Origin of the sequence: Massilia sp. UBA6681, from assembly GCF_002454935.1 — a bacterium.
GTDB lineage: Bacteria > Pseudomonadota > Gammaproteobacteria > Burkholderiales > Burkholderiaceae_D > Telluria > Telluria varians.
In genome coordinates, this window is sequence record NZ_DKJX01000031.1 from 66,931 (window position 1) to 83,171 (window position 16,241).

Consider the following 16,241-nt stretch of genomic DNA (forward strand, 5'->3'; position numbering starts at 1 on the left):
TACTGCGAGAGCCGCAGTCTAACCGTTTTGCGACGCCCGCGCACTTTGGAAGTACTTAAAGAGCAACACAACTCCCTTGGGAATCCCTTGAAGGATGTTACGAGATGTTTCAAACCACCGGAAACCGGCAGGCGGATCGCTCCGCCTGCCGCGCGCATCAGTGTGCAGCTTCCAGCTTGGCCAGCTGGCGGTCCGTCATCGGACCGGTGCCGCTGTACTTGTCGAGGTACAGGTAGATGACCGGGGTGATGTAGAGCGTGATCACCTGCGAGAAGATCAGGCCGCCGACCACGGCCAGGCCCAGCGGCTGGCGCAGCTCGGCGCCGGCGCCGATGCCCAGCGCGATCGGCAGCGCGCCCATCATCGCGGCCAGCGTGGTCATCAGGATCGGACGGAAGCGCAGGATGCAGGCCTCGCGGATCGCCTCCTGCGGCTTCATGCCCCCGTTGCGCTGGGCGTCGAGGGCGAAGTCGATCATCATGATCGCATTCTTCTTCACGATACCGATCAGCATCAGGATACCGATCATCGCGATCAGGGTCAGGTCCATGTCGAACATCCATAGCGTCAGCAGCGCCCCCACCGCTGCGGACGGCAGGCCGGCCAGGATGGTGAGCGGGTGGATGTAGCTCTCGTACAGCACGCCCAGCAGCACGTAGATCACGCCGATGGCGGTGATGATCAGGATCAGCTGGCTCGACTGGGTGTCCTTGAACACGGCCGCGTCGCCGCCGTAATTGGTGATGATCGAGGCCGGCAGCTTCATGTCGCGGCCCATCTGCTCGATGGCGGCGGTGGCGTCGCCCAGCGGCACGCCCGGGGCCAGGTTGAAGGACAGCGTGATCGCCTGCAGCTGGCCCTGGTGGTTGACCGCCAGCGGGCCGACCGTGCGCTTGACGGTGGCGAAGCTGGACAGCTTGACCAGGTCGCCGTTCTTGGAACGCACCGAGACGCGCGACAGCGCTTCGTCGTAGTAGCGGTCGGCGGCCGCCGCTTCCAGGATCACGTAGTAGCTGGCCGCGGTCGAGTAGATGGTCGAGACCTGGCGCTCACCGAAGGAGGCGTACAGCACCGTGCGGATGTCGGCCATCTCCACGCCCAGCAGCGCGGCCTTGTCGCGGTCGATGTCGATGGTGGCCTGCAGCGCCTTGTTCTGCGAGTCGCTGGTGACGTCGCGGAAGCGCTGGTCGGCGCGCATGCGCTCGAGGAACTGCTCGGCCCAGCCGCCGATCTCGCCGCCCGACACGCTCTGCAGCGTGTACTGGTAGCGGCTCTTGGACTGGCGTCCGCCCAGCTGCAGGTTCTGCACCGGCGACATGAATACCTGCACGCCGGCGACCTGGCGGGTGGCCTTGCGCAGGGCGTCGACCACTTCCGACATCGGCGGGCGTTCGCTGCGGGGTTTGAGCACCAGGAACATGCGACCGGTATTGCCGCCGCCGGTGAACGAGGTCACGTCCTTCACGTGCGGGTTGGCGCGCACGATGTCCACCACCTGGGCCTGCAGCTTCTGCAGGGCCACCGAGGAGGTGTCTTCCGACGCCTCGACGGTCACGCGCAGCTGGCCGATGTCTTCTTCAGGGAAGAAGCCCTTCGGCATGGTCATGTACAGCACGGCGGTCAGCACGAAGGTGCCGAGCGCCAGCATCAGCACCAGGAAGCGGTGGCGCAGCGCCATGTCCAGGGTGCGGGCATAGCCGTCGCGCACGTTGGTGAACATGGCTTCGAAGCGGCGGCCGACCCAGGACATTTCTTTCGGATCGACGTGGCCGCCATGCTTGATCAGGCGCGAGCACAGCATCGGCACCAGGGTCAGCGAGACCACGGCCGAGACCAGCACGGCGAGGCCGACGATCACGGCGAATTCGCGGAACAGCAGGCCGATCACGCCGGGCATGAAGAAGATCGGGATGAACACCGCCACCAGCGAGATCGAGATCGAGATGATGGTGAAGCCCATCTCGCGCGAGCCGATCAGGGCCGCCTGCATCGGCTTCTTTCCCATCTCCATGTGGCGCACGATGTTTTCCAGCACCACGATGGCGTCGTCGACCACCAGGCCGACTGCCAGCGTGATGCCGAGCAGCGAGATGTTGTCGAGGCTGTAGCCGAAGGCGTACAGCAGGGACAGCGCGCCCAGCAGCGAGATCGGCACGGTGACGGCCGGGATGAAGGTCGCGGTCAGGCGGTGCAGGAACAGGAAGATCACCAGGATGACCAGCACCACGGTGCCGGCCAGGGTCAGGTTGACGTCGTGGATCGCTTCGCGGATCGAGTCCGAGCGGTCGTTGACCAGGTGGATCTTGATCGACTGCGGCAGCTGGGTTTCGAAACGCGGCATCAGCGCGCGCACCGAGTCGACCACCTGCACGGTGTTGGCGTTGGGCTGGCGCTGCACCATCAGCACGATCGAGCGTTCGCCGTTCAGGCTGCCGGTGGCCTTGACCGACTGGTAGCTGTCCTCGACCTGGGCGATGTCGCGCAGGCGCACCGGCAGGCCGTCTCGGGTGGCGACGATCAGGCCGGCGAAGTCGGCGGCGCGCATCAGCTGGCCGCCGCCCTGGATGGTCAGGGTCTGGGTCGGGCCGTCCAGGATGCCGAGCGGGGTGATCGAGTTGGCCGAACGCAGCGCGGTGGCCAATTCGGACATCGAGATATTGCGGGCGCTCATCAGGTCATGCTGGGCGCGCACCCGCACCGCGAAGCGCTTGCCGCCGTTGACCGTCACCTGGGCGATGCCAGGCAGGGTCGAGATCGCCGGCGAAACCAGGTTTTCCGCGTAATCGTTCAGCTCCGACAAGTCCATGGACGGCGAGGTCATGTGCATGAACAGGATCGGGGAGTCGGCCGGGTTGATCTTGCGGTAGGACGGCAGGTCGGTCATCTCCTGCGGCAGCTGGCGCTGGACCTGCAGCAGCGCGGCCTGCACGTCGACGGCGGCTTCGTTGACGTCGATCGATTCGTCGAACTCGAGCGTCAGCGAGGTGTTGCCCTGCGTGTTCGTCGAGCTGATCATCTTGATGCCGGCGATGGTCGCGAACTGCTTTTCCAGCGGCAGCGCGACCGACGAGGCCATGTTCTCCGGGCTGGCGCCCGGCAGGTTGGCGTTGACGTTGATGACCGGCGTGTTATAGCTCGGCAGCGCCGCGACCGGGATGTGCATGTAGGCCAGGATGCCGACCAGCACCAGGCTGATCGACATCAGCACCACCATCACGGGACGGCGGATACACAGTTCGGACAGGTTCATGCCTTGTCACCCTTCTGTGCGGCCGGCATCGCTGCGTTCGAGCCGGCTGCATCCTGGGACTTGGCGCCAGCCGGGCGCACCTTGCCGCCCGGACGCAGGTTCTGCTTGCCTTCGGTGATGACCTTCTCGTTGCCGGTCAGGCCAGTCACGGCAGCATACTCGCCGAAGCCGTGCAGGCGCGCCACCTTGACCTGTTTCGCCTCGTTACCCTCGCCCACCACGTACACGAAGGTGCCCTGGGTGCTGGTGATGATGGCGTTCTGCGGGATCACGACGGCGTCGCGGATGGTCTGCGTGGTGACGCGGGTGGTCACGTACTGGCCCGGCCACAGCATCGAGTCCGGGTTGGCGAACTGGGCCTTCACGCGGATGGTGCCGGCGGCCGGGTCGACCGCGTTGTCCACGAACTTCAGCTCGCCGGTGACCGGCTTGCCCTCGGGACCGGTGCTGGCCTGCACCGCCACCTTGCCGGCACGCTGGGCTGCCAGCAGCGCGCCGAGGCTTGACTCCGGCATGTTGAAGGAGACGTCGATCGGGTCGAGCTGGGTGATGGTCGTCAGGGACGTGGACGGCTGCACCAGGGCGCCCGGATGGATGTCGATAGCGCCGACGCGGCCCGACATCGGGGCGCGGATGGTGGTGTAGCTGGCGCTGACCTGGCTGGCACGGGCCGCCGCGGCATTGCTCTGGACTAGGGCCCGGGCCGCCTCGACCTGGCTCTTCAGGGAGTCGACCGCGCTCTGGGACAGGAAATTCTGGGCGGCGAGTTCCTGGCTGCGCTTGTACTGGCGCTCCAAGTCAGCCAGGGTGGCGCGGTTCTGCGCCACTTGCGCCTCGGCGCGGGCGACGTTGGCGCGGTCGGCGCGGTCGTCGAGCGAGAACATGACCTGGCCTTCCTTGACGAACTGGCCTTCGCGGATGTGGACCTGGCGGATGGTGGCGGTGGTCTGCGGGTGCAGGTCGACGGTGCGCACCGGGGTCACGGTGCCGTTCGCGGACAGTTCCACGCCCACGTCCTGGCGCTGCGGCGCCACCACGTTCACGGTGGTCGGCGGCATGCCGCCCCTGGCGCCCGGTCCCTTGCCGCCCTGGCCGTTGTCGGCGTGGGCGCCGTCACCCTTGTTCAGGTACCAGGCGCCGGCGACGGCCAGCGCCACGACACCCACGATGAATCCCGCATTCTTCTTTTTCATGTTCGTCCCTTGCCGCCAGTCCCTGCGGCTCTTTCTCTTGTGTTATGCGCGCGTGCAAAAAAAAGTCGCGGTGCTGCATTCTCGCACGCTCTTGTTTCAGGATTGTGTATCCGCCATGTCGTCATCACGACCTTGCGCTGGTTTTGTCCCTTATTTGTTCGGGTAATACTCCGGCAGTACCAGGGTCACTTCCAGGCCGCCCTCCGGATGGTTGGCCAGCGCGATGCTGCCGCCATGCTGTTCGGCGATGTTGCGGGCGATGGTCAGGCCCAGGCCGGTGCCGCCCGACTCGCGCGAACGCGAGGTTTCGACGCGGTAGAACGGATCGAACACCCGGCCCAGCTCGCCGGCCGGGATGCCGGGGCCGCTGTCGCGGATGCGAATGCGCGCCGCGCCGTTGATGCGGTCGACGCAGACGCGCACGTCGCGGCCGTACTTCACCGCGTTGTCGATCAGGTTGCCGAGGCAGCGGCGCAGGTCCAGCGGCCGGCCCAGCAGGGCCATGCCGGCCTGCCCCTTCAGCGTCACCTGCTGTCCGGCGTCGACGGCGTCGGCGCACACGGCTTCCAGCAGCGAGTCGAGGTCCAGCATCTGCATGTTCTCGGTGGTGTCCATGCTGCGCGCCAGCACCAGGCCTTCGCGCACCATGGCCTGCATGGCCGACAGGTCGCCGATCAGGCGTTCCTGCAGTTCCGCGTTCTGCACCTTTTCGAGGCGCAGGCGCATGCGGGTCAGCGGCGTCTGCAGGTCATGCGTGATCGCCGCCAGCATCTGGGTACGCTGGAAGATGTACTGGCGGATCCGCGCCTGCATGGCGTTGAAGGCAGCGCTGGCCTGGCGGATCTCGCTGGCGCCGCTCAAGGAGAGCGGCGGGCGGTTGATGTCGTGGCCCAGGTCCTGGGCGGCCCGCGCCAGCACCTTCAGCGGGCGGGTGGTCATGCGCGCCACCACGTAGGCAAGCGCGGCGATGCTGAACAGGAACAGGCCGATGGTGGTGCGGTAATCGGTTTCGGGACCGGTGAAGGCCGAGCGCGGCGGCAGCACCGACAGGCGCAGTTCTTCGCCGTCGCGCAGGCGCACGTTCAGGGTTTCGCAGGCGCCATGCCACTGGGTGCGGATCAGGCCGTAGAGCACGGCCTGCTGGTGCGGCATGTCGCACGAGGCCGGCCGGTTGGCCGCCGAGCTGATGCCGTAGCCGTCGCCCAGGCGCGCCGCCAGCGAACGCGCGAACCAGCTCTGCGACGCCGCCAGCGGCTGGAGATTGCCGACTTCCAGGCGCAGGCCCGGGCGGTTCGCCACCGACAGGTAGACCGAGCGCGCCGAGGCCGGAACGATTTCGGTCGCCATCACCAGCTGTTCGGCGCGTTCGAGCAGGTGCTGGTCGCGCTGCTGTTCGATGACGCGCTGGCGCTCGAGGTCGGCTGCCAGCTGGGTCAGTGCCGCGGAAATCAGGATACCGAGCAGGAGCGTGATGAACACGCGTCCGGTCATCGATCCGAAGAAGGCTTTCACGCAGGCGGCTCCACGGTGACCTGCCCGGCCAGCACGTAACCGCCGTTACGCACGGTCTTGATGATCTGGGGCATGCGCGCATCCTCGCCCAGCTTCTGGCGCAGGCGGCTGATCTGGATGTCGATCGAGCGGTCGAAGGGGTCGGCGTCGCGGCCCTGGGTCAGGTTGAGCAGCTGGTCGCGGTTGAGCACGCGGTTGGGGTGCTCCAGGAACACGCGCAGCAGGCGGAACTCGGCGCCCGACAGCATGATGACCACGCCCTGCGGATTGACCAGGTGGCGCGCGGTCAGGTCCAGGGTCCAGCCGGAGAAGCGCATCTGCTGCACGTTCTCGGACGGGGCATTCGACGGCATCGCGTGCGAACGGCGCAGCACGCTGCGGATGCGGGCCAGCAGCTCGCGCGGCTCGAAGGGTTTCGGCAGGTAGTCGTCGGCGCCCATCTCGAGGCCGAGGATGCGGTCGAGCGGCTCGTTGCGGGCGGTCAGCATGATGACCGGCAGGCTCGAGGTGGCGCGCAGCTTGCGGCACAGGGTCAGGCCGTCGTCGCCCGGCATGTTCAGGTCGAGCACGATCAGGTCGGGGCGCGCGTCGTCGAGCGCCTTCCACATACCGGTGCCGTCGGCTGCCGAAATGGTGCGGTAGCCGTTCGATTCCAGGTAGTCGGCGAGCAGGGTGCGGATGTCGCGGTCGTCGTCGACAATCAAAATCGTAGAGGGATTATCCATAGCCTCAATTATCCGCATCTAAGCCAAGCTTGGACACCGTTTTTGTATCGGCTTGTATATGCCGATGAGCGCGAAACATATTGATACAAAGTATCGGACAGGGGAAATCCCACGGTTACAGTTTGTGGCGATGATGGGAACCGTGCAGCGAGCAGTCCGGAAGCGAAGATGCACACCAACCTGCCTCTCACACAAAGGAAAACACCATGAACACCGTCCGCAAAAACATCGTGATCGTCCTGGCCGCCTTCGGCATCGCCGGCGCCTCGCTCGGCGTCCAGGCGCAGACCGCCGCCCCGCTCGAGGGCCGCCATGCCCACGCCATGAGCAAGGAGCAGCGCGAGGCCAAGCGCGCCGAATTCCGCGCCTTGAGCCCGGAGCAGCGCCAGGCCAAGATGGCCGAGTTCCGCGCCAAGCGCGCCGAGATGCGCGCCGCCCGCCAGGCCAAGCTGGCCGAATCGCTGAAGCTGACCCCGGCCCAGCAGCCGGTGTGGCAGGCTTTTGTCGCCAGCATGACGCCGCCGCAAAAGGGTGAGCGCGCCGGCCAGCGCCTGAACAAGGAACAGCGCACCGCCCTGACCGCGCCGCAACGCCTGGAACGCCGCATCGCCCTGCAGAAGGAGCGCACCGCGCGCATGGAAGCCCGCCTGTCGGCCCTGAACAGCCTGTACGCGGCCCTGAGCCCGGAACAGCGCAAGGTCTTCGACGAGCAGCAGCAGCGCCGCGGCGGCCGCCACCACGGCGGCCATGGCAAGATGATGCGCGGTTAAGCGAACGCATTCTTGCAAAAGGAAAAGACGCCCTCGGGCGTCTTTTTTGTAGGGTGGTCGGCTCTGCCGACCGCGCGTTCAACTCACGGCAACTTGGCCAGGGAGGCCAAGAACTTGGCGGGGTTTTGATAGCCGATCACCCGGCTATCCTCGATTTCCTTCCCATCCGGCCCGAACAGGATGATCCCCGGCGGCCCGAACAGCTTGAAGCGCTTCAGCATCGCCTTGTCTTCCGCATCATTGGCGGTCACGTCGACCTGCAGCAGGATGGTATTGGCCAGCTTCGCCTGCACCGCCGGGTCGACGAAGGTCAGCTTTTCCATCTCCTTGCAGGACACGCACCAGTCGGCATAGAAATCCAGCATCACGGTCCTGCCGCCGGCGCTCAGCAGCTCGCGGTCGAGGTCCTGCACCGTCTTGATGCGCTTGAACACCAGGCCCTGGTGGGCGCCGCCCGTCAGGTGCGCCAGCGGCGCCAGCGCATCGCGGCCGCCGGTGGCGGCGCCGACCAGCTGCACCGCCCCCAGCACGGCAAACGCGGCGCCCGCGGCCATCGAGGCCCAGTGGCGGTGCTTGCGCAAGAGATAAAAGCCGTAGCCGAACAGCAGCGCGGCCCAGCCCAGCATCTGCACGATGGGCGGCAGCACCGGCGACACCAGCCACAGGGCCATCGCCAGCATCAGCACGCCGAACAGGCGCTTGACCGACTCCATCCAGGCGCCCGCGCGCGGCAGCAGCGAGCCGGCCGAGACGCCGACCAGCAGCAGCGGAATGCTCATCCCGACCGCCATCGCGAACAGGGCCGCGCCGCCGATCACCACGTCGCGGGTCTGGCTGATGTAGACCAGGGCGCCGGCCAGGGGCGCGGCGACGCAGGGTCCGACGATCAGGGCCGAGATGGCGCCCATGGCGAACACCCCGGCAAGCTTGCCGCCCGACTGGCGGCCGGCAGTGTTGGCAAGCCGGGTCTGCAGCGCGGCCGGCATCTGCAGTTCGTAGAAGCCGAACATCGACATCGCCATCGCCACGATCAGGAGGGCAAACGCGCCCAGCACCCAGGGGTTCTGCAGGGCGGCGGCCAGGCCCTCCCCTGCCAGGCCGGCGGCCACGCCCAGCAGCGTGTAGACGATGGCCATGCCGAGCGAGTAGGTCGCCGACAGGATGAAGCCGCGCGAACGGCCGGCCTGGCGTCCTTCACCGACGATGATCGAGGACAGGATCGGCACCATCGGCAGCACGCAGGGCGTGAAGGCCAGGCCCAGGCCGAGCAGGACGAAGGCGGGGACGATGGCCAGCAGGCGCCCGCCCTCCAGGATGCCGGCGATACCGGCCATGTCTGACGGCTGGGCGGCGGCTGCGGGCGCGGCTTCTGCAGGCGGCGCCTGGACAGGAGTTGCCGGCGCCGCATCCATGGCGGGAGCCGGCGCCAAGGGCGCGGTCGACATCTGCGGCGCATTCGCGCCGATCGGCAACGCCGGCGCTGTGCCGCCGGCGCCCGCCGACAGCTGCGCGCTGTGCTCCTGCGGCGGATAGCACAGGCCGGCGTCGGCGCAGCCCTGGCTGGCGGCCGTCAGGGTGAACGGACCGCTGCCCTCGACCGGAATGCGGATCACCAGCTCGCCCTTGTAGGTCTCGACATCCTTCTGGAAGGTCTCGTCGTACTTCACCTTCCCGGGCGGGATCTCGGGCGTGCCGAGCTTCGCTCCGGCAGCGCGGAAGGCGAAGCGCTCGCGGTACATGTAGTAGCCCTCGGCGATCTGGTAGCGCACTTCGAGGGTTTGCGGATCGGCCATGCGCGCCTCGAAACGGAAGGCGATCGCGGGATCGAGGAAGTCGTCGGCGGCGCGTGTGCTCCCGGCGCCTGCCATCAAGATCGAAAACAGGCTCAGGCAGGCAAGGAGGATGCGGGCGAAGCGGTGCAGCGAATGGAACATGGTGTTGGATGAGTTGTTTCAGCGCACCGGCATGGTACACCGGGCCGTCGCACCCTGCTCGGACCACGATGCTGCAGGCGAAAAAAAACCAGGCGCGAAGCCTGGTTTTTTAGTCGTCGCGGAAAGCGATTACTCGGCGGTCGGTGCTTCTTCAGCCGAGGTGACTTCCGGACGGTCCAGCAGTTCGACGTACGCCATCGGCGCGTTGTCGCCCACGCGGAAACCCATTTTCAGGATGCGCAGGTAGCCGCCGTTACGGTTGGCGTAACGTGGGCCGAGTTCAGCGAACAGCTTCTGCACCATTTCGCGGTCGCGCAGGCGGGCGAATGCCAGGCGCTTGTTGGCCAGGGTGTCGGTCTTGCCCAGGGTCAGGATCGGTTCGATGACGCGACGCAGTTCCTTGGCTTTCGGCACGGTGGTCTTGATGGCTTCATGACGCAGCAGCGAGACGGTCATGTTGCGCAGCATTGCCAGGCGGTGGGACGAGGTACGGTTCAGCTTACGGAGGCCGTGACGGTGACGCATGGTACTTCCTTTCGAGTGTTTAATGTCCAGTTCTTCGATCGTTCATGCAGGAGCATGACCGCGGACCGGTTCTAGGGGTTTAAAACTGCCCGGACAACATTGTCCGGGCAGGTACAGCAATTACTTCTCGAGACCAGCCGGCGGCCAGTTTTCCAGCTTCATGCCCAGGGTCAGGCCACGGGATGCCAGCACTTCCTTGATCTCGTTCAGCGACTTGCGGCCCAGGTTCGGGGTCTTCAGCAGTTCGTTTTCCGAACGCTGGATCAGGTCGCCGATGTAGTAGATGTTCTCGGCCTTCAGGCAGTTTGCCGAGCGGACGGTCAGTTCCAGGTCGTCCACCGGACGCAGCAGGATCGGATCGACCAGCGGCGCGCGCGACGGTGCTTCGGCGGCGGCTTCGGTGCCTTCCAGGGCGGCGAACACGTTCAGCTGGTCAACCAGGACGCGTGCCGACTGGCGGATCGCTTCTTCCGGGGTGATGACGCCGTTGGTTTCGATGTTGATGATCAGCTTGTCCAGGTCGGTACGCTGTTCGACACGGGCCGATTCCACGGCGTAGGACACGCGACGGACCGGCGAGAACGATGCGTCCAGGATGATGCGGCCGATGGTCTTGTTGGTGTCTTCCGACAGGCGGCGCACGTTACCAGGAACGTAGCCACGGCCCTTCTCGACCTTGATCTGCATGTCCAGCTTGCCGCCGGCGGTCAGGTGAGCGATCACGTGATCCGGGTTGATCAGTTCCACGTCATGCGGCAGGTCGATGTCCGAAGCCAGCACGGCGCCTTCGCCTTCCTTCTTCAGGGTCAGGGTGACGGAATCACGGTTGTGGACCTTGAAGACCACGCCCTTCAGGTTCAGCAGCAGGTCGACGACGTCTTCCTGCACGCCGTCCAGCGACGAGTACTCGTGCACGACACCGGCGATCGTCACTTCGGTCGGCGCGTAGCCGATCATCGACGACAGCAGCACGCGGCGCAGCGCGTTGCCCAGGGTGTGGCCATAACCACGTTCGAACGGCTCCATCACGACTTTCGCGTGACCAGGAGCGATTGCTTCGACATCGATGATACGTGGTTTCAACAGACTGTTTTGCATAAAATGTCCTTTTCAATACCCTCGGCTCGTTACACCGATAAGGCTGATGGCATTAATAGAAAGCGCCTGCTCGACGAGCAGGCGGTGATACGAATTCGGATGCGAAAGAAGGACAGGAATCGAAATCCGCTGCGGTGCCAAGCCGTGCTTGCTGCGCCCGCACTGCCCCGCCATCGCCCCCGCATGCGCGGGGTTTGGCGACAAGGGGACGGCAAGCCGTCCCCAGTCGTCATTAACGCGAGTACAGTTCGACGATCAGCGCTTCGTTGACGTCGGCAGCGATCTCGTTACGCTCCGGGAACGAACGGAAGGTGCCTTCGAACTTCTTGGCATCGACCGACACCCAGCTCGGGAAGCCGACTTGCTCGGCCAGCGACAGGGCTTCAGCGATACGCACTTGCTTCTTGGCCTTTTCGCGCACAGCGATCACGTCGCCGGTCTTGACCTGGTACGAAGCGATGTTCACGACGTTGCCGTTGACGGTGAAGGCCTTGTGGCTCACCAGCTGGCGCGCTTCAGCGCGGGTCGAGCCGAAGCCCATGCGGTAGCAGACGTTGTCCAGGCGCGATTCCAGCAGCTTCAGCAGGGTCTCACCGGTGTTGCCCTTGCGGCGCGATGCTTCTGCAAAGTAGCGGCGGAACTGGCGCTCGAGCACGCCGTAGATACGCTTGACCTTCTGCTTCTCACGCAGCTGGTTGCCGTAGTCCGAGGTGCGGGCACCCGACTTGACGCCGTGCTGGCCTGGCTTGACGTCCAGTTTGCACTTCGAGTCGAGCGAACGACGTGCGCTCTTCAGGAACAGGTCGGTGCCTTCACGGCGCGACAGTTTTGCTTTTGGTCCGATATAACGTGCCACGTTGAATCCTTAAAATAATAATCACGCCCCGGAGGCATCGCATGCGATGCGGCAGGCGCTAGTCCACCGCTCGATTGCGGTAGACGTGGCTTGAAAAACCGCCCACCGTGAAAACGGCAGACGACAAGAGCCGGGCAGTATAACCCATTTTCAGGGCACTGCGCCGGTCGATCTGGTAAAACACAACGGGGCGCAAGGCCCCGTCGTTGGCTTTTCGCGACGCAGGAGAAGGTGTGCACCCTCCCCTACTGCCGAGTCAGCATCGTATTAGATACGACGACGCTTCGGCGGACGGCAGCCGTTGTGCGGAACCGGGGTCACGTCCTGGATTTCGGTGATCTTGATGCCCAGGTTGTTCAGTGCACGCACAGCCGACTCACGGCCAGGGCCTGGGCCCTTGATGCGCACTTCCAGGTTCTTCACGCCCGATTCCTGAGCGACCTTGCCTGCGGCTTCGGCAGCAACCTGCGCTGCGAACGGGGTCGATTTGCGCGAACCCTTGAAGCCGGCGCCGCCGGAGGTTGCCCACGACAGAGCATTGCCCTGACGGTCGGTGATCGTGATGATGGTGTTGTTGAAGGACGCGTGCACGTGGGCGATGCCCTCGGCGACGTTCTTCTTGACTTTCTTGCGTGCGCGGGCTGCTGCTGCGGCTGCGCTGCTCTGTTGCTTGGCCATGGTCGGTTCCTAGATTATTTCTTGAGCGATTGAGCTGCCTTGCGCGGGCCCTTGCGGGTACGAGCATTGGTGCGGGTACGCTGACCGCGCACTGGCAGGCCCTTGCGGTGACGCATGCCGCGGTAGCAGCCCAGGTCCATCAGACGCTTGATGTTCATGGACAGTTCGCGGCGCAGGTCGCCTTCCACGACAAACTTCGCAACTTCGTCGCGCAGCTTCTCGAGTTCGTTATCGTCGAGGTCCTTGACCTTCTTGTTGGTAGCGATGCCGGTCGAATCGCAGATCTTCTGCGAACGTGGGCGGCCAATACCGTAGATAGCCGTCAGGCCGATCACGGTGTGCTGATGATTTGGGATGTTAACCCCTGCAATACGTGCCATTCGTTATTCCTCGAAATTAACCTTGACGCTGCTTGTGACGCGGCTCGACGCAGATCACACGGACCACGCCCTTGCGCTTGATGATCTTGCAGTTGCGGCAGATCCGCTTGACTGAAGCGTTAACTTTCATTTTGCACTCTCTTCGGTTCGTTTACTTTAATGATTTTTACTTGGTGCGGAACACAATGCGGGCCCGGGACAGGTCGTACGGAGTCAGTTCCACCGTTACCTTGTCACCCGGGAGAATGCGGATGTAATTCATGCGCATTTTACCCGAGATATGTCCCAGAACCACGTGCCCGTTTTCCAGCTTCACGCGAAATGTTGCGTTCGGGAGATTCTCCAGAATCTCCCCTTGCATTTGGATGACGTCGTCTTTTGCCATTCGGTCTATGCCTTCCCCGCTTAACGCGACGGAATTCCGCCCTTGAAATTCGCCTTCCGCAACAATGAGTCATACTGTTGCGACATGACGTAGTTCTGCACTTGTGCCATGAAGTCCATCGTCACCACAACAACGATGAGGAGCGACGTGCCACCGAAGTAGAAAGGAACTTTCCACTGCGAGGTCATGAACTCCGGCACCAGGCACACCAGGGTGATATAGACCGCACCGGCCAGGGTCAGGCGCATCAGGATCTTGTCGATGTAGCGTGCAGTCTGCTCGCCCGGACGGATGCCCGGAACAAACGCGCCGCTCTTCTTCAAGTTGTCCGCCGTTTCCTTGCTGTTAAATACCAGCGCCGTGTAGAAGAAGCAGAAGAACACAATCGCCACCGCATACAGCAACGCGTGGATCGGCTCACCGGTAGCCAGCGAAGCAGCCAGGTCTTTCAGGAACCCGATGAACGGGCCGCTGGCGTCCTTGCCTCGCGTGTACCAGTCGACGATCGTCGCCGGGAACAGGATGATCGAGGAGGCGAAGATCGGCGGGATCACGCCGGCCATGTTCAGCTTCAAGGGCAGGTGGCTGGTTTGGCCACCGTAGATCTTGTTGCCGACCTGGCGTTTAGCGTAATTGACCAGAATCTTGCGCTGCCCGCGTTCCACGAACACGACGGCATACGTCACGGCCACCACCAGAACCACGATGATGATCGCGGCGATGCTGCTGATCGAACCGTTCGAAACCAGGGTGAACAGGCCACCCAGGGCCGACGGCAGACCTGCTGCGATACCGGCAAAAATGATGATCGAAATACCGTTGCCAAGACCACGCTCGGTGATCTGCTCGCCCAGCCACATGAGGAACATGGTGCCGGTCAGGAGCGTCACCACCGTGACGAAGCGGAAGCCCATGCCCGGATCGAGCACGAGACCAGGCTGCGCTTCGAGCGCGACCGCGATGCCGAACGCCTGGAACAGTGCCAGCGCCACCGTGAAGTAACGGGTGTACTGGGTGATCTTGCGGCGGCCGGCTTCGCCCTCTTTCTTCAGCGCCTCGAGTTGCGGCGAGACGATCGATGCAAGCTGCATGATGATCGAAGCCGAAATGTAAGGCATGATGCCGAGGGCGAACACGGTAAAGCGGGACAGGGCGCCACCCGAGAACATGTTGAACATGCCCAGGATGCCGCCTTCGTTCTGCTTGAACAGCGCTGCCAGCTGCACCGGGTCAATCCCGGGGACCGGGATGTGAGCACCGATGCGGTACACGACCAATGCGCCAAGCAAAAACCACAGCCGACCCCAGGGGAAGCCGGAAGCGGCGCTTTTACCAAGTTGTGAATTAGTCGCCAATTTTTGCTCCGATCAGGCAGGGCCGCAATTAAGCGACCGAACCGCCAGCTGCTTCGATCGCGGCGCGTGCGCCGGCAGTTGCCTTCAGGCCCTTGAGGGTCACCGCTTTGGTGATCTCGCCCGACAGGATGACGCGCACGTCGCGTGCCACCACCGGCAGGATGCCTGCAGCTTTGAGCACCAGGATGTCGATTTCGCCGACGGCCAGGTTGTTCAGGTCCGACAGGCGAACTTCAGCCTTGAAGGTCGCGTTCAGCGACTTGAAGCCACGCTTCGGCAGACGACGCTGCAGAGGCATCTGACCGCCTTCGAAGCCGACTTTGTGGAAGCCGCCCGAACGCGATTTCTGACCCTTGTGACCGCGGCCAGCAGTCTTGCCCAGGCCCGAGCCGATACCGCGGCCAACGCGACGCTTCGCGTGCTTGGCGCCGTCAGCTGGTTGAATGGTATTGAGTTCCATTGATTTCTCCGTACGTAAGCCCGAAGGCTTACGAAACTACTTTAACGAGGTACGCGACTTTGTTGATCATGCCACGCACGGATGGGGTGTCCTGCAGCTCGGAGACCGAGTTGACACGACGCAGACCCAGGCCGCGCACGGTGGCACGGTGATCCTGACGGGTACCGATCAGGCCCTTGACGAGCTGAACTTTGACAGTGTTTGCCATGTGTGTTCCCCTTAACCCAGGATGTCTTCAACCGACTTGCCGCGCTTGGCAGCGATGTCGGAAGCAGTGCTCATTTTCGACAGGCCGTCGAGGGTCGCGCGAACCAGGTTGTACGGGTTCGACGAACCGGTCGACTTGGCGACCACGTCGGTCACGCCCATCACCTCGAAGATAGCGCGCATTGCGCCACCAGCGATCACGCCGGTACCCGGCTTGGCCGGCGACATCATGACGCGCGATGCGCCGTGACGACCGGTAACGGTGTGGTGCAGGGTACCGTTCTTGAGGGGCACCTTGATCAGGTTGCGGCGGGCTTCTTCCATCGCTTTTTGCACGCCGACAGGAACTTCCTTCGACTTGCCCTTGCCCATGCCGATGCGGCCATCGCCGTCACCGACAACGGTCAGCGCTGCAAAACCCATGATACGACCACCCTTCACCACTTTGGTGACGCGGTTGATCGCGATCATTTTTTCGCGCATGCCATCATCCGGCTTGTCGCTTGCCATTTTCGCTTGCATTTTTGCCATGACGATTCTTCCTTAGAACTTCAGACCGGCTTCACGCGCGGCTTCTGCCAGCGCCTTCACACGGCCGTGGTAACGGAAACCCGAACGGTCGAAAGCGACTTCGGTGATTCCTGCTTTCAGTGCTTTTTCTGCGACGCGCTTGCCGACCAGGGCAGCAGCGGCAGCGTTGCCGCCGGCGCCGGTCTTGCCAGCCAGTTCAGCACGCACTTCAGCTTCCAGCGTCGAGGCCGACACCAGCACCTTAGCGTCCGGGCTGATCAGGTTCGCATAGATGTGCAGGTTGGTGCGGTGAACCGACAGACGGTTCACGCCCAGCTGGGCGATCTTGATGCGGGTTTGACGTCCGCGACGCAGACGCGATTGTTTCTTGTCCATGTCAGCT

At 64.1% G+C, this 16,241-nt stretch carries 18 protein-coding genes; 1 reads left to right on the forward strand and 17 read right to left on the reverse strand.

From position 1 onward, the window contains the following. Positions 1 to 157: 157 nt before the first annotated feature. The 4 genes from B2R83_RS04375 to B2R83_RS04390 form a co-directional block, all read right to left on the reverse strand. Positions 158 to 3,250, reverse strand: coding sequence for an efflux RND transporter permease subunit (locus tag B2R83_RS04375; protein WP_292038448.1), 3,093 nt, complete (start codon positions 3,248 to 3,250; stop codon positions 158 to 160). Then, a complete protein-coding gene (locus tag B2R83_RS04380; RefSeq protein WP_036208914.1) occupies positions 3,247 to 4,443 on the reverse strand; it encodes an efflux RND transporter periplasmic adaptor subunit in 1,197 nt (398 codons plus the stop codon). The genes B2R83_RS04375 and B2R83_RS04380 overlap by 4 nt, the downstream gene beginning before the upstream one ends. A gap of 150 nt (positions 4,444 to 4,593) precedes the next feature. Further along, positions 4,594 to 5,955, reverse strand: coding sequence for an ATP-binding protein (locus B2R83_RS04385; protein ID WP_209589103.1), 1,362 nt, complete (start codon positions 5,953 to 5,955; stop codon positions 4,594 to 4,596). Continuing rightward, a complete protein-coding gene (locus B2R83_RS04390; protein WP_036208920.1) occupies positions 5,952 to 6,680 on the reverse strand; it encodes a response regulator in 729 nt (242 codons plus the stop codon). The genes B2R83_RS04385 and B2R83_RS04390 overlap by 4 nt, the downstream gene beginning before the upstream one ends. Before the next feature lie 206 nt (positions 6,681 to 6,886). Here B2R83_RS04390 and B2R83_RS04395 point away from each other — a divergent pair, with 206 nt between their 5' ends. Beyond that, entirely contained in the window at positions 6,887 to 7,450 is a 564-nt protein-coding gene (locus B2R83_RS04395) for a Spy/CpxP family protein refolding chaperone (protein WP_027867239.1), read from the forward strand. Between the two features lie 83 nt (positions 7,451 to 7,533). On the opposite strand, the gene dsbD is transcribed toward B2R83_RS04395, so the two are convergent. The 13 genes from dsbD to rplR form a co-directional block, all read right to left on the reverse strand. Then, complete coding sequence (dsbD, locus tag B2R83_RS04400) at positions 7,534 to 9,384, reverse strand: protein-disulfide reductase DsbD (RefSeq protein ID WP_292038454.1); 1,851 nt, start codon at positions 9,382 to 9,384, stop codon at positions 7,534 to 7,536. A 129-nt stretch (positions 9,385 to 9,513) separates the two neighbouring features. Beyond that, positions 9,514 to 9,909: a 50S ribosomal protein L17 gene (gene rplQ / locus B2R83_RS04405; protein WP_005663400.1), complete on the reverse strand. Its 396-nt coding sequence runs from the start codon at positions 9,907 to 9,909 to the stop codon at positions 9,514 to 9,516. Between the two features lie 120 nt (positions 9,910 to 10,029). Beyond that, positions 10,030 to 11,007, reverse strand: a complete 978-nt coding sequence (locus B2R83_RS04410) for a DNA-directed RNA polymerase subunit alpha (RefSeq protein ID WP_027867241.1) — start codon at positions 11,005 to 11,007, stop codon at positions 10,030 to 10,032. Between the two features lie 232 nt (positions 11,008 to 11,239). Further along, entirely contained in the window at positions 11,240 to 11,863 is a 624-nt protein-coding gene (gene rpsD, locus B2R83_RS04415) for a 30S ribosomal protein S4 (protein ID WP_027867242.1), read from the reverse strand. 267 nt (positions 11,864 to 12,130) lie between these two features. Next, the gene (gene rpsK, locus B2R83_RS04420; protein ID WP_027867243.1) at positions 12,131 to 12,541 is read right to left on the reverse strand and encodes a 30S ribosomal protein S11; all 411 of its coding nucleotides are present in this window, start codon (positions 12,539 to 12,541) and stop codon (positions 12,131 to 12,133) included. A gap of 14 nt (positions 12,542 to 12,555) precedes the next feature. Beyond that, positions 12,556 to 12,921 (reverse strand): 30S ribosomal protein S13, encoded by a 366-nt coding sequence (gene rpsM / locus B2R83_RS04425; protein WP_027867244.1) that lies wholly within the window; start codon positions 12,919 to 12,921, stop codon positions 12,556 to 12,558. A gap of 16 nt (positions 12,922 to 12,937) precedes the next feature. Beyond that, positions 12,938 to 13,051, reverse strand: coding sequence for a 50S ribosomal protein L36 (gene rpmJ, locus B2R83_RS04430; RefSeq protein ID WP_005663407.1), 114 nt, complete (start codon positions 13,049 to 13,051; stop codon positions 12,938 to 12,940). A 36-nt stretch (positions 13,052 to 13,087) separates the two neighbouring features. Beyond that, complete coding sequence (gene infA / locus B2R83_RS04435) at positions 13,088 to 13,306, reverse strand: translation initiation factor IF-1 (protein ID WP_005663428.1); 219 nt, start codon at positions 13,304 to 13,306, stop codon at positions 13,088 to 13,090. A gap of 20 nt (positions 13,307 to 13,326) precedes the next feature. Then, complete coding sequence (gene secY, locus B2R83_RS04440) at positions 13,327 to 14,661, reverse strand: preprotein translocase subunit SecY (protein ID WP_027867245.1); 1,335 nt, start codon at positions 14,659 to 14,661, stop codon at positions 13,327 to 13,329. Between the two features lie 28 nt (positions 14,662 to 14,689). Then, positions 14,690 to 15,121 (reverse strand): 50S ribosomal protein L15, encoded by a 432-nt coding sequence (rplO, locus tag B2R83_RS04445; protein WP_227803578.1) that lies wholly within the window; start codon positions 15,119 to 15,121, stop codon positions 14,690 to 14,692. A 28-nt stretch (positions 15,122 to 15,149) separates the two neighbouring features. Beyond that, complete coding sequence (gene rpmD, locus B2R83_RS04450; protein WP_020655693.1) at positions 15,150 to 15,329, reverse strand: 50S ribosomal protein L30; 180 nt, start codon at positions 15,327 to 15,329, stop codon at positions 15,150 to 15,152. A gap of 11 nt (positions 15,330 to 15,340) precedes the next feature. Beyond that, entirely contained in the window at positions 15,341 to 15,859 is a 519-nt protein-coding gene (gene rpsE, locus B2R83_RS04455) for a 30S ribosomal protein S5 (RefSeq protein WP_036208946.1), read from the reverse strand. Between the two features lie 12 nt (positions 15,860 to 15,871). Beyond that, positions 15,872 to 16,234: a 50S ribosomal protein L18 gene (rplR, locus tag B2R83_RS04460; RefSeq protein WP_005663438.1), complete on the reverse strand. Its 363-nt coding sequence runs from the start codon at positions 16,232 to 16,234 to the stop codon at positions 15,872 to 15,874. Positions 16,235 to 16,241 lie beyond the last annotated feature (7 nt).